This window comes from Mesorhizobium sp. M0771, from assembly GCF_040320155.1.
In the GTDB taxonomy this organism is placed as follows: domain Bacteria; phylum Pseudomonadota; class Alphaproteobacteria; order Rhizobiales; family Rhizobiaceae; genus Mesorhizobium.
Map to the genome: position 1 here is coordinate 483,983 of NZ_JAMYPC010000001.1, position 13,441 is coordinate 497,423.

Here is a 13,441-nt window from a genome sequence, read left to right on the forward strand (position 1 = left end):
GTTTCCTCGGAGGGATGATTTGTTGTGGGTCAACCAAGCGCCTTGGCGATGGCGTGCACCGCCTTCAGCGTTGCTACCGAATAGGCGACATTGCTGAAATCCGGATAGGTCGAAAGCTTGACCACGACCATGCCGGTGTCCCAGTCGACATGGATCATCTGCCCGAACACGCCCCGGCACATCAGCGCGCGCGAGCGCGGGTCTTCGATCCAGAACTGGTTGCGATAGCTGCCTTCGGGCAGGCTCGGATTGAAGTCCGGCCCATGCCTGCCGTTGCGCGTCGCCTCGATCCAGTCGGCCGGCACGATGCCGCGGCCCTTGTCGAGAATCAGCTGGCCGAAGCGGGCGTAATCGCGCAGCGTCGCGTTGAAGCCGCCATCGGCCAGAGCATAGCCGGCGCTGTCGACCGTGAAGCAGGCGCTCTCGTCGGCGCCGAGCTTTTGCCACAGCTCCTCGGACACCAGCTGCGCCAGCCGTTTACCGGTGACCCGCTCCATGATGAAGGCAAGCACGTCGGTCTCGATCGAGCGGTACTCGAACGCGGCGCCATGCGGCCGCACCTTGTCCTTCAGCTGCAGGATCAACTCGAACAGATGCGGCGGCCATTGGAAATCCGGATCGCTGTCCGGCGGCACCGGCTTCCAGCCCGTGGCGACATCAACCTGGCCGATGTCGGAGTAACGGTCGGTGTATTCCTCGGAAAACCGCACGCCGGTGGTCATATCCAGCACATGCTGCACGCTGGCGCCGTCCCAGCCGGTCGCGCCGAGCTCCGGCAGATAGGCGGTCACCGGTTTGGCCGGGTCGATCAAGCCGCGCCCAACCAGAATACCGAACACGGTGCCTGTTACCGACTTCGCCATCGACTGCGACAGATGCAGCGTGCGCTCGGCCATGCCGTTGAAATAGCGCTCATAGGCGACCTTGCCGTCTTTGAGCACCAGGAAGCCGTCCGTGTAGGTCTCGTCGAGCAGGCCAACGAGCGTCGTCGGATGGCCCTTGCTGTCTTCCACCGGCAGCGCGTCGAGATCGGTCTCTGCGCGCTCAAGACGATGGCGATGGCCATTACCGCGCCAGACCTCGATGGTCGGCAGGAATTCGCGGACGTGTTGGAAGGCCCAGCGATTCCATGGCGGCCGGTCCCAGTCGAGCTTCGGCAGCACCATTTGAGGCGGCGAGCCCTGCATGATCGGCGGCCGAGGATCGCTGTTGCCATAGGAGTCCATGAAAGCCATTCCGGAAAAGAAAAGACCCGGCGGCGCATGCCGCCGGGTCTGTCAGACTGCGGTTATTTCTGCAGTTCGGTCCAGATCTTGGTGTAGATGTCCTGGATCTCAGGCGCGCACATCTTCTGGAATTCGCCCTGTGCCTTCGCAGCCTCCGGAATGACGACTTCCGGCGCATCCTTCATATCGGCCGGCATGTATTTGTCCGAGCCGGTAATGGCGTTTGCGTAACGGTGGAAGGCCGAGAGGCCGGCCGCGTTTTCCGGATCCATGATGAAGTTCTGGAACAGCTTGGCGTTCTCGACATTTTTGGCTTCCTTGAGAACGACGACGTTATCGCTCCACAGGCCGTAGCCTTCCTTCGGATAATTGTAATGGATGGCCGGATTGGCCAGCCGCTGACGCAGCGCCGAACCGTTCCAGTCGCTGGTCGCCTTGAAGTCGCCGGCGCCCATCTTTTCGATGGTGTTGTATTCCATGGCGATCCAGTTCGGCTTGGCCGCGACAAGCGTGTCGCGCACCTTCTTCAGCACCGTCTTGTCGTCGGTGCACTGCTGGCCGCCGACATATTTGATCGCCGCGAAGATAACGTCATTCATCTCGGGAACGACATTGGTCTTGCCCTTCAGCTCGTCCGGCGTGTTGAAGATGATGCCCCAGCTGTCGGCTGGTCCCTTGTAGGCATCGGTGTTGACGACGACGCCGACGGTGCCCAGCGCCCACGGCACGGAATATTTGCGGCCGGGGTCGAAGTCTGGATTGGCCCATTCCGGCGCCACGTTCTTGAAGTTCTCCATCTTGCCCGGATCGGTCTCCTGCACGAGGCCCTCCTTGATCCAGATCGGCACGTAGGTTTGCGACGGAACGGCGATGTCGAAGCCGGTGCCGCCCTGGCGTACCTTGGCGAGCGCCGTATCGTTGGAATCGTAATCGGTGATGGTCACCTTGACGTTGTATTTGGCTTCGAACTTTTTGATCACGTCGGGGCTGGTATAGTTGCCCCAATTGTAGATGTTCAGCTCGCCATCGGCGCTGGCCAGGCTCGTCGTTGCGAGCAGCGCCAACCCCATGGCGGCTGTCGTTGTTTTCCAGTTCATGGTTTTAGCTCCCATTTGTCGGTTCAGTCTCTTTTCCTGCTGACGAAGAAAAACAACGTGACGATCGCGACCGAAAGCAGCAGGAAGGCGGTCGATATCGCGTTGATCTCAGGCGTGATGCCGCGGCGGATCTGGCCGAGCATGTAGGTGGGCAGCGTATCCTGGCCGCCCGATTTGACAAACTCGGTGATGACGACGTCATCGAGCGAGATGACGAATGCCAGCATCAGTCCGGCCAGTATGCCGGGCCACAAAAGCGGCAGCGTGATGCGGCGGAAGGTCTTCCAAGGCGTCGCGTACAGATCGGCGGCCGCGCGCTCCAGCGTCAGGTCCATGTTTTCCAGCCGCGCCCGGATCGGCAGATAGGCGAACGGGATGCAGAACGCCGTGTGCGCTGCGATCAGATAGCCAATGCCGGAATAGCCGGTGAAGATCTTGATGCGCGAGAAGAAGATCAGCAGCGCCACGCCGGTGACGATCTCGGGCACCATCAGCGGCTGGTTGATCGCCGCATATTTGAAGGTGAGGCCCGGATAGGACGCGGTGCGCGTGGTGGCGAGCGCGGCCATGGTGGCAAAGATTGTCGACAGCACCGCAGCGACGGCGCCGATCTGGAACGAGCGTAGCGTCGCGTCGATAACTTGCACGTTCTGCCAAGCCGACTGGAACCAGCGCATCGAAAAGCCGCCCCATTCGGACGTCGAGTTCGCCGCGTTGAAGGCATAGGCGACCAGCACGATGATCGGCAGATAGAGCACGATAAAACAGGTCGCAGCGATCACCGTGAAGCCGGTCTGGTGCTTGATGGAAAAGTTCTTAGCCATGCCGCACCCCCGACTTGCCGGCATTGCGCACATAGGCAAGCAGCGCCACCATGACGATGATCATCACCGTGATCGACAGCGCCGAGCCGAGCGGCCAGTTGCGGCCTTGGCCGAACTGCAATTCGATCAGGTTGGACAGCATCATATTCTTGCCGCCGCCAAGCACGCTCGGCGTCACATAGGCGCCAAGGGCTGGAATGAAGACCAGGATGGAGCCGGCAATGACGCCGGGTTTGACCAGCGGGAAAATGATCTTCCGCAATACCTTGAAACGGGTCGCGTAGAGGTCGTAGCCCGCCTCGACGAGGCGAAAATCAAGCTTCTCCATGCTGGCATAGATCGGCAGCACCATCAGCGGCAGATAGACATAGGCCATGCCGATCAGAATCGCCGTGTCGGTGAAGAGGATCTGCACCGGCGCCGAGACGATACCAAGCTTGATAAGGATGGTGTTGATGATGCCTTCGTTGCGGATGATCTGCAGCACGGCGAAGGTGCGGATCAGAAGGTTGGTCCAGAACGGAATGGTGATCAGGAACAGCCAGAGATCCCTGGTTTTCTCGCTGCGCGTCGCCATGAAATAGGCGGTTGGAAACCCCAATGCCAAAGTGGCGATCGTCGTTATCACCGCCAGCTTGATCGAGCGCCAGAAGATGGTGACATGCGCTGCCGCAAGCGAAAGCGTATCGTCGAAAATGTCGCGTTCCATGAACACCGACAGCCAGGCATCGGGCGAGAACTGCCACTTCACATCGCCATAGGGGCCAGGCGTCAGGAACGAGTAGATCAGCACGATCAGCAAGGGGCCGGTCGCGGCGAGGAAGATCACCAGCAGGGCTGGCGCTGACAGCAGCCACCGGTCGCGCACATCGCGTCGCTCCGCTGCCTTGGCGACTTGTTCCGCGGTCGCCATGATCAGTCCTTCAGCACTTGCGCGGCGTCGTTGCCGATCGTGATGCCGATCTGGCCGCCCTGCACGAAGCCGTCACCGGCGCCGCGGCTGTTCTGACGCCGCACGATGAACGGCTCCCCACCGGCAAGGCGCAGATGGAAGTGCGTGTCGGTGCCGAGATAGACGATGTTTTCGACGGTGCCGGACAGCGAAGCGCTCGGGCTGGCCGTGCCCAACTGCGCATGCTCTGGACGCACGACGATGGTGACCTTGCCGCTGGGGCTGAAGCCTTCCGGCAGCGAGGCTGGGATTTCCACACCAGACGGCAGCTTCACCGTCGCCCGGCCACCAGTCGCGCTAACCACATCCGCCTTGAGGAAGTTCGACTCGCCGATGAAGTCGGCGACGAAACGCTCGGCCGGCCGGTCGTAGATGTCGCGCGGCGAGCCGACCTGCAGGATCTTGCCCGACGACATCACCGCGATGCGATCCGACATGGTCAGCGCTTCCTCCTGGTCGTGGGTGACGAAGATGAAGGTGATGCCCGTCTCGTGCTGCAGCCGCTTCAATTCGATCTGCATTTCCTTGCGCAGCTTGTAGTCCAGGGCCGAGAGCGGTTCGTCGAGCAGGAGCACCTTGGGCTGCGGCGCCAGCGCCCGGGCGAGCGCCACGCGCTGCTGCTGGCCGCCGGAGATCTGGCTGGTGCGGCGGCCCGCCAGCGCCTCCATCTTCACCAGTTTCAGCATCTCGGCGACGCGCGCCTTGATCTCGGCCTTCGGCTTGCCCAGCATTTCCAGGCCAAAGCCGATATTGTCGGCGACCGTCATATGCGGGAACAGCGCGTAGGATTGGAAGACGGTGTTGACCGGTCGCTTGAAGGGCGGCAACGGCGCGATGTCCTGGCCGTAGAGGAGGATTTCGCCGGCGGTTGGAAAGTCGAAGCCGGCAATCAGCCGCAGCAACGTGGTCTTGCCGCAGCCGGATGGTCCCAGCAGTGTAAAAAACTCATTCTCGCGGATGGATACCGAGACCGTATCGAGGGCAGCGACCTGCCCCTCACCCGACCCGAAAATTTTACTGACGTTTACGACTTCAATTGCATTCCGATCCGGTTTTTCCGGCACGATACGCCTCACTGTTGACCCCGCTCTTGCTGGCGGAGTTTTTCCCCTGTTCGATGTGACCACACGGCCGGTAGGTTGGCAAGTCCGGCATTGAATCACAGTTCAGTCGGTCATTTCGTCTTGCAAGCGGCAAGCTGTGCAAGCCGCATGCCATTGTCAGGCCTGGTAGGTGACCTTGCCACCGCAGACCGTCGTCACCGGCCGCAGCTTGTGTAGATCGGCCGGCGCCGTCTTCTCGATATCGGCCGACAAAACCACCAGATCCGCCATATAGCGGGGTTTCAGAACGCCTTTGCGATGCTCGGCGAATTCGGCATAGGCGCCCTCGACCGTGTAGGCGGCAATCGCTTCCTGCAGCGAGAAACTCTGGTCAGGATCGCCTTCTGCCCATGGTTTGCGCTGCACTGCCGCCTGAATGCTCAGGATCGGGTCGATCGCCGCCACCGGCCAGTCCGAGGCGAACACGACATGGGCGCCGGCGCTTTTCAGGGTGCGCCAGGCATAGCTCAGCGGCCAGCGGGCCGGTCCGATGCGTGACACCGTCGGCTCCAGTGGAAAATCCATGGCGCCGGGCGGATGCGACGGCTGCATCGAGGCGATGACGCCGAGTTCGGCAAAACGCGGCACGTCGGCTGCTGTGGTGACCTCGATGTGCTCAACCCTGTGCCGGCTGTCGCGCTTGCCATTGAGCTTCTGCGCCGCCTCGTAACCGTCGAGCACTGCGCGCACCGCGCCGTCACCGATCGAGTGCACCGCGATCTGCAGCCCGCGTTTGTCGATAGCCACGGCGAGATCGATAAATTGCTGCGGCGTAAACAGCGGCTCGCCGACCCAGTCGGGACGATCCGCATAGGGTTCGACCATAACAGCGGTCCAGGAATCGAGCACGCCGTCATAGAACACCTTGACCATGCCCGATGACAGCCACTCGCTGTCGTAGCGCTCGGCCATGACGGACGCCTTCTCGAGCATGTCGAGTGTCATGAAATTCTTGTAGTGGAACGGGATCTTGACGCGGCAGGGCAGGCCTTCCTCGGCCTCGATCTCGGAAAGCAATTCGAGCTGGTAGAGATTGCCGTCCATGTTCTGGATCGAGGTGATGCCGTGGCGCGCGCACCAGGCAAGTCCGCGCCGCATGATGTCACGGTCAGCGGCCCGCTCGGCGGCCGACGGCATTGGGTCGGGCTCGCCGCCGGTCGACAGCCCCAGCCGCACCCGGCTTTCGCCGGCAAGGTCGAGCACCGGACCGAAGGCCTCGCCCTCGCGCAATTCGCCCGCGGCCAGGCCGTCGTCACCCATCACGATCTCGTTGCCCGGACCGAGCGTGCGTCCCTTCAGGATGCCGGCCATCTCCAACGCCTTGGTGTTGGCCCACATCGTATGGTGGTCGGGCGCCGCCATGCAGAAGGGGCGGTCGGGCAGGATGGCGTCGAGATGATGGCGTGTCACCCGCTCGTCGCCGAGCACGGTGTAGTCGGCGCCCTGTCCCACAAGCATTTTCGCCTCGGGCCGCGTCGTTGCGTAGTCGCGGATGGCGCTTTGAAGCGCCTCGAAGCCATGGATACCGCCGAGTTGAAGATGCGCGAGTTCGGCCCCTCCCGAGAACAGATGCATGTGGGCTTCGATGAAACCGGGCAGGACCGAACCGCCCTTGGCGTCGATCACCTCTGTGGTCGTTCCCTTGAGTTTTTCGATGGCGGCGTGGTTGCCGATGGCGATGATGGCGCCGTCCTTGACGGCAATCGCCTCGGCGGCGGGATTGTCATCGTCCATGGTCCGCACGCGACCATTGATGACGATCAGATCAGCATTTTGACCCGCACCCGTGACAGACATCGCGACTCCGCGCTTTTGACGACTGGCTGAGACCGACAACCCTCTTGTCCGACAAGCTGCCACTCCGCTGGAGCGGCGTTATCGGACGAAAACTGATGCCAGTGCGCTGTTTCGAAATTCCCCTTGTGATCTCTCAAAACAGCGTGGATAAAAGAATGCGACTAATTATTCGCGTTTGTCAACGTGCCGAATTTCGAATGTATTGTGGACAACACACCACGCCAATGTTGAGACCGGGACCTGTGTTGAAACCGGCAGGGAACGAAGGCATCAATCCGTGAAGCGCAGTCTCAGCCGCGAAACCAGGATGGCGCTCGAACCGCGCAAGCAGCCGCGGCAGGAACGGTCGAGCAAGGTGGTCGACCGGATACTCGACGCGGCTTTGATCCTGACGCGGGAGCAGGGAACCAAGACGCCGACGACGCTCGCCATTGCCCGGCGCGCGGGCCTGTCGGTCGGTTCGGTCTACCAGTACTTTCCCAACAAGGAAGCCATTCTCCTCGACCTCGCCCGGCGCTGGCTGTCGTCGTTTCCCGAGGTGATCGCCAGGCGCATCGAGGTCACCCCACCCACCAACCGCGACGAGTTTCGGCAGGAGGTGCGCAAGCTCTTCATCGATACCTCCAGAATATATCTCGAAAACGCCACCCTGATGCCGGTGATCGAGGCGATATCCGGCAATGCCGACCTCAGGCCGATCCAAGACGAATATGACGAGCAGATCATCGCGCTTTACGCCGCATGGCTGCAGCATGTGAACCCGGCCCTTGAAGACAAGATCGCCAGCCGGCTCGGCGTGCTGATGATGGATGTCGGGCACGCCTGCCGGCTTGTGGGGTTGAAGCGGGATCGCAAGACATACGACCTCATCGAGGACGATGTGGAAAGAATGTGGCTCGCTTTGGTCACCCCCTATCTCAACCTTGACTGATTTCGCTATTTCGAGAGGAAATTCATGAAGACTGTCTATTCGCCGCTTCATGCCGGCCATGCCGGCCAGATGGAACTGGTCACGTCGGCAATCGTGCCGGGTTTCGAAAAGCCGTCGCGGGCCGAGTTCATCAAGGCGCGGGTCGAGAGCGAGAAGCTGGGGCCGATCATCGGACCGGTCGAGCACGATCTCACAGCCGCCAAGCGCATCCACAAGGCCGACTATATCGACTTCCTGCCGACCGTCTGGCCGGCGTGGAAGGCCGCCGGCTTCGAGGGCACGGCGATGCCCTTCACCTGGCCGACGCGCGGCCTGCGCGGCGACGTGCCACCCAAGCGCGTCGACGCCTTGCTCGGCTACTATTCCTTCGACGCCGGCGCCACCTTCGTCGAAGGCACATGGACCGCCATCAAATCATCCTATGACGTGGCGCTGACGGCGGCGGCCTTGGTCAAGGGTGGCGAGCGGTCGGCCTTCGCGCTCTGCCGCCCGCCCGGCCATCACGCCGGTGCTGGGTTCATGGGCGGCTACTGCTACATCAACAATGCCGCGGTCGCCGCGCAGTGGTTCCTCGATCAGGGCGCAAAACGCGTCTCGATCCTCGACGTCGACTATCACCACGGCAATGGCACGCAGGAGATCTTCTATGAACGCGCCGACGTGCAGGTTCTCAACCTGCATGGCGATCCCATGGTGGAGTATCCGTTCTTCCTCGGCCATGCCGATGAACGCGGCGCCAGCGCCGGCGAAGGTTTCAACGTCAATTATCCCATGCCCTTCGGCACCAATTGGGACGCCTGGAACGCCTCGCTGGAGGATGCCTGCGTCAAGCTCGCCGCCTACGCCCCCGATATCGTCATCGTCTCCCTTGGCGTCGACACCTTCGAGAAGGACCCGATCAGCCAGTTCAAGCTGAAAAGCCCGGACTATCCGAAGATCGGCCATCGCATCGCCAAGCTCGGCCTGCCGACGCTGTTCGTGATGGAAGGCGGCTACGCCGTCGAGGAGATCGGCATCAACGCCGTCGGCGTGCTCACCGGCTTCGAGGACAAATAAGAAAGCAATTCCAGGATAAGTGTGAGGCGGTTTTCCGGCCGGAATTGCGCCAAAGAGATATGGGGCGGCTCCGGCCGCCCCGACCATCTAGGCGGCCGCAGCCGGGTTGGGTGCAACCACCGGAACGGCTGGCCTTCGCAACCGGCCGATGCGGTAGACAATCACCGCCGCAATCACGCCTGCCGCCAGGATGGCCACCGCCAGCAACGGCCGGTACCAGAACCAGGCAATCGCAATCGTCACCGTGCCGACCAGGATCGCCAGGACGAAGGCGATGATGCCGGTGCCCATCCGCGCCATGCTGCCGAGGAAGGGTATGACGTCGAGGATCACCCCGATCGGGCTGAGGAACAGCGCAAAGCCTATGGTCAGCAACAGCAAGCCGGCGCCGCGCAGCAGCCAGGTGATCAGCGTGTTGGCGCTGACCGCGTCGGCGAACATCTTTTCGGCCGGGACGTTGCCGGTATCGACCATCAGCAGCGCATCGCCGGCTTGCGTCTGGTAGGGCTCGAAGCGGCTGCCGGCCTGGCGCGCGATGATACTGATCACGCCCAGCGGCGCCAGTTCGTAGCCGATTCGATAGTCACCCAAAGCGGGCGTCGTGTTGTCATTGCCGAGAAAAATCTTGCCATCGACGATGCTGAGCGGTTTCGTTCCGGTATAGGCAGCCTTTATCGCCGCCGACTGGTCGGCTGAGAGCGAATAGTCCTTGTCACCCTCGATACGGTCCAGCACTGGCGTATCGAGATCGAAGGCGACAAGCTTGCCCTCAGGAATCTGGAAGGTCCGGCCGTGGATTTCCATGGGCGGATTCTGGTGGCCGTCCGGCTTCTTGAAGTCCGACGAGTCGATCTGGCTGTCGTCCCACACCTTGGAATAGCTGTAGGTGGTCACCGTCTCTTCGCCACCGCCGAGCTTCTTGGTCGTCTCCGACTTGGACTCTTCCTTCCACTGATACATCTCGACACTGCGCGACAGCCGCAGCCCTTGCGTGGCGATGCCGAAATCCGGATCCGCCAGGCCGCTGTCCGCCGTCACCAGTCCGCTGACATGAACCAGCTTGCCGTCATTGGCGGTATCGACGCTGTCGGCGCCGACCGAAACCACCGCTCCAGAACCTTCGGCCAGCGAGCGCGCCGTCTGCACGGCGCGGCCTTCGTTCCAGAACAGCCCGATCACCATCAGCACGATCAGGATAAGGCCGAAGATGACCCCGCCGACCGCGCGCTTGATCCGCCCGAACCACGAGACGGATGTGACTTCCCGAAATGAATCGCTCATCGTTTCCCCCGAAACAAAGTTACCCCAGAATTACAACGCGGCCGGCGGCCGCGTGTTTAACCCGTCAATCGGCGTGGATCTGCGCGCCGCAATCCCTGTCGCCGGCGCAGGCGTGCACCGCCCGTGTCGTGCCGCCATCGCCAACCCGCCACGGCGAGGCAGACAGCGGCGCCTGCCGATTGCCCCCGAGAAGATCGAGCGCCCGCATCGCCGTCTCTTCGCCAGCCTCGTCACGCTTGACGATCTCGACGTCCTTGAGGCCGATCGCGGCAAGCTGCGGCATCACCACATCGGGGTCGCCCGCCACCACGATCAGCGACGGATCGAGCGACGCCAGGGCCAGCGCCTGTTTCTGAACCGCATCGAGCGTCAGCTTTGTGCGCCCCGCCATGCGGGTTTGCTGGTCCTCCAGCGTCGATCCGCTGCCGACCGCGCCAATCAGCGAGGAGAACAGACCAGCCGACGTCTCGGCCGATCCAGCCAGCGCCCGGCGATAGACAGTCACCGTGCGGTCGACTTCGTCCTGCGCCACCGGCAAGGTGGTCAGGCCGGCAAATCCTTTCAGGATTTCGGTAATCGCCGGCCCGGTGTTGGCGCGCTCGACGGTGGTTGCCACGACCAATCCCGAGCCGGCCTTCATCGGGCTCATCAGATAGCTCGACACGCCATAGGAGTAGCCCTTCTCCTCGCGGATCACCGAATTCAGCCGGCTGGAGAAATCGGCGCCAAGCAGGTTGGAGACCGCGGTCGATTCAGCGCGCTCGCTCTCGTCGGTGCCGGGCGCCGGCCGCGCCACGAACAGCGCCGACTGGCTGGCGCCGGGTTCGGGCACCAGCAGCACTTTCTGTCCCCCGTTGAAATGCGCCGCCGGCGACGGCTCGACGGCATAGCCGGCGGTGTCGCTTGTCCACGCGCCGAATGCTTTTTCAAGGCTGGCGGCGACGGTCGCGACCGGCATCGGGCCGACGCTGTAGAAGGTCACCGCCTTCGGCGTGAACTCCGCCTTGAATGCGTCCCTCGCCTCGTCGAGCGAGATCGAGGCCAGCGCCTTTGCCGACCAGTCCACCGCTGCCTTGCCCGGCACCTGCGGGATCAGCGTCGCCTTTGCCATGCGGCCGGCAACGTCGGGCAGATCCGCCTCGCGGCCGTTTAGCCAGTCGACTGTCTGCGCCATCAGCACCGTCCATTCGGTCTTGTCGAAACGAGGCTTCAGTACCGCGTCGGCGAGCAGGCCAATACCCTGGTCGAGCTTTTCCGGCGGCACGCCAAGCGTCATCATCGTGGTCAGCGTTCCGGCCTGGTGGCTGACGCCGGCGCCGATGTCGCTGGCCGCCTTGGCGAAATCAGCCGAGCCGCGATCGGCGGCCCCGCGTGTCGCCATGCTTGCTGCAAGCTCCAGCAATCCCTCCTTGCCTTCCGGCACGCTGTTCCAGCCGCCGGCGGCACTGGCCGCGACATAGACCATCGGCGCTTCCGGCATTGTGTAGTGGACGAGTTTGATGCCATTCGAGAGCGTCGCCGTTTCCATGGCGGGCAGTGTTGCCGAAGGCGCTTGCCCGGCCGCATGCTTCGGAATGTCGATCGCCGCTCGCTCCGGCGCGGTGAACGGCTGCGGTGTGCCGGACGAGCCGATCAGTGCATCGGGATAGCCGCCGCGCGGGCCGGGCTTCAGCACCAGCACGCTGGCGTCTTCCGGTTTCAACAGCCGCTTCATCGTTGCCTCGACATCCGCCACGCTGGCGTCCTTCACCCGCGGGTCGTCGACCAGCGCGCTCTGCGCACCGCCGAGCACGTCGGCATTGTAGGAGACGACGCCGGCGCGATCCTTCAGTGCTTCGCTGCCGAGCCGCGCTGCCTGCAAGATGCCGGTGCGCGCACGCTCGACATCGACCGGATCGAGCGGGGTCTTCAGGAAATCCGCAAACGCCGTTTTCATCGCGCTTTCCAGCGCTTCCGGCGCCACACCTTCGGCGGCACCCGCCTCGAAGGTAAAGCGGCCACCGAGCAGACCGCCGGTCCAGCTCGCGCTGGCATAGGTGGCAATGCCCAACTGCGAAACCAGCCGGTTGCGCAAACACCCATATTCGCCGTTGCCGAGCAGTTCGGCGGCAATGCTGAGCGCACCATTGTCGGGCGACTGCGCCACCGGGCCACTGAAGCCGACCACGACGATGGGGCTTGGCACGCGATCCTCGAGCACCAGCTTGAGCCGGGCCTGCGTCGGTGCCGGCACGGCGGGCCGCGCCACATCGGCGCCGCGCGCCACGCGGCCGAACGTGTCGGCAATCAGCGCCTTGGTGTCGTCGATCTCCAAGTCGCCGACCAGCACCAACACCGCATTGTTGGGCAGATAGTAGCTGTTGAAGAAACCCCTGACATCGTCGAGCGTCGCCGCATCGAGATCGGCGACCGAGCCGATGACCATGCGGCTATAGGGATGCGGCTTCGGGAACAGCCCGGACCAGAAAGCTTCCCAGCCGGATGCGCCGGCCTTGTCGAGCACGTTCTGGCGCATCTCGTTCTTGACCACCGAGCGCTGCAGATCGAGCTTGGCCTGAGTCACCGAGCGGCCGAGATTGGCCATGCGGTCGGCCTCCAGCGACAAGATCATCGGCAGTGACGACGACAGCCCGTCGACGTAATAAACCGTGCCGTCTTCGGTGGTCCAGGCATTGATCTCGTTGCCGAGCGCGGCGTGCGCGCCGAACACGTTCGGCCAGGCCGGCGTGCCGGAAAACATCAGATGTTCGAACAGATGCGCAAAGCCCGAGCGTCCCGCGGGTTCATTCATCGACCCGACGCGGTAGCGCAGGTTCATCACCACCTTCGGCACGCGATGGTCGGGCACCAGCACCACCTGCAGCCCGTTGTCGAGCGCATAGGTAACGGTCGGCTCAGCCTTGGCGGGCGCTGCCATGCCGGCAAGAGCCGCAAGCACCACCGTGAACGCCAGGAAAACCTGCTTCATCATGACCCCCGATGCTGATGGCCGCGAGCAAGCGCCGCCAAATCCGCCGTATGACCGAAGGGATGCCCGCCCCTGCCGGCTGCCGAGACCCTATCGGAATCGATCGGCCCTCGATACGGCAGTATCGCAACACCCTCTGGCTTTTTCGTGTCGGCGTTTCAGGCCTTTTGCGGCGGAAAAGGCCGCGAAAGCCGCCCCTGAGTCGC

Annotated in this window: 10 protein-coding genes; 2 read left to right on the forward strand and 8 right to left on the reverse strand. The window is 63.0% G+C overall.

From position 1 onward, the window contains the following. Window positions 1-29: 29 nt before the first annotated feature. From NKI05_RS02335 to NKI05_RS02360, 6 genes are all read right to left on the reverse strand, one after another. Entirely contained in the window at window positions 30-1,226 is a 1,197-nt protein-coding gene (locus tag NKI05_RS02335; protein WP_023714004.1) for a serine hydrolase domain-containing protein, read from the reverse strand. A 62-nt stretch (window positions 1,227-1,288) separates the two neighbouring features. Continuing rightward, complete coding sequence (locus NKI05_RS02340; RefSeq protein WP_023683465.1) at window positions 1,289-2,323, reverse strand: ABC transporter substrate-binding protein; 1,035 nt, start codon at window positions 2,321-2,323, stop codon at window positions 1,289-1,291. A gap of 23 nt (window positions 2,324-2,346) precedes the next feature. Further along, window positions 2,347-3,147, reverse strand: a complete 801-nt coding sequence (locus NKI05_RS02345; protein WP_023671766.1) for an ABC transporter permease — start codon at window positions 3,145-3,147, stop codon at window positions 2,347-2,349. Then, window positions 3,140-4,060 (reverse strand): ABC transporter permease, encoded by a 921-nt coding sequence (locus tag NKI05_RS02350; protein ID WP_023733424.1) that lies wholly within the window; start codon window positions 4,058-4,060, stop codon window positions 3,140-3,142. The genes NKI05_RS02345 and NKI05_RS02350 overlap by 8 nt, the downstream gene beginning before the upstream one ends. A 2-nt stretch (window positions 4,061-4,062) precedes the next feature. Continuing rightward, window positions 4,063-5,163: an ABC transporter ATP-binding protein gene (locus NKI05_RS02355; RefSeq protein ID WP_023699750.1), complete on the reverse strand. Its 1,101-nt coding sequence runs from the start codon at window positions 5,161-5,163 to the stop codon at window positions 4,063-4,065. Between the two features lie 156 nt (window positions 5,164-5,319). Further along, window positions 5,320-6,999, reverse strand: a complete 1,680-nt coding sequence (locus NKI05_RS02360; RefSeq protein WP_023814586.1) for an amidohydrolase — start codon at window positions 6,997-6,999, stop codon at window positions 5,320-5,322. Between the two features lie 277 nt (window positions 7,000-7,276). Here NKI05_RS02360 and NKI05_RS02365 point away from each other — a divergent pair, with 277 nt between their 5' ends. Beyond that, window positions 7,277-7,930, forward strand: coding sequence for a TetR/AcrR family transcriptional regulator (locus NKI05_RS02365; protein ID WP_023686329.1), 654 nt, complete (start codon window positions 7,277-7,279; stop codon window positions 7,928-7,930). A gap of 24 nt (window positions 7,931-7,954) precedes the next feature. After that, window positions 7,955-8,986 (forward strand): histone deacetylase family protein, encoded by a 1,032-nt coding sequence (locus NKI05_RS02370; RefSeq protein ID WP_023814587.1) that lies wholly within the window; start codon window positions 7,955-7,957, stop codon window positions 8,984-8,986. Between the two features lie 87 nt (window positions 8,987-9,073). Here the strand turns inward: NKI05_RS02370 and NKI05_RS02375 are convergent, their stop codons facing one another. Together NKI05_RS02375 and NKI05_RS02380 are read right to left on the reverse strand one after the other, a co-directional pair. Continuing rightward, complete coding sequence (locus NKI05_RS02375) at window positions 9,074-10,267, reverse strand: TMEM43 family protein (RefSeq protein WP_023814588.1); 1,194 nt, start codon at window positions 10,265-10,267, stop codon at window positions 9,074-9,076. Window positions 10,268-10,331: 64 nt separating this feature from the next. Then, window positions 10,332-13,238, reverse strand: coding sequence for a M16 family metallopeptidase (locus NKI05_RS02380; protein WP_352792166.1), 2,907 nt, complete (start codon window positions 13,236-13,238; stop codon window positions 10,332-10,334). Window positions 13,239-13,441: the final 203 nt, after the last annotated feature.

Bases quoted from the DNA above. Each gene is read 5' to 3' on its own strand.
- NKI05_RS02335 (WP_023714004.1), bottom strand. From the start codon at position 1,226: ATGGACTCCTATGGCAACAGCGATCCTCGGCCGCCGATCATGCAGGGC.
- NKI05_RS02340 (WP_023683465.1), bottom strand. From the start codon at position 2,323: ATGAACTGGAAAACAACGACAGCCGCCATGGGGTTGGCGCTGCTCGCA.
- NKI05_RS02345 (WP_023671766.1), bottom strand. From the start codon at position 3,147: ATGGCTAAGAACTTTTCCATCAAGCACCAGACCGGCTTCACGGTGATC.
- NKI05_RS02350 (WP_023733424.1), bottom strand. From the start codon at position 4,060: ATGGCGACCGCGGAACAAGTCGCCAAGGCAGCGGAGCGACGCGATGTG.
- NKI05_RS02360 (WP_023814586.1), bottom strand. From the start codon at position 6,999: ATGTCTGTCACGGGTGCGGGTCAAAATGCTGATCTGATCGTCATCAAT.
- NKI05_RS02370 (WP_023814587.1), top strand. From the start codon at position 7,955: ATGAAGACTGTCTATTCGCCGCTTCATGCCGGCCATGCCGGCCAGATG.
- NKI05_RS02375 (WP_023814588.1), bottom strand. From the start codon at position 10,267: ATGAGCGATTCATTTCGGGAAGTCACATCCGTCTCGTGGTTCGGGCGG.
- NKI05_RS02380 (WP_352792166.1), bottom strand. From the start codon at position 13,238: ATGATGAAGCAGGTTTTCCTGGCGTTCACGGTGGTGCTTGCGGCTCTT.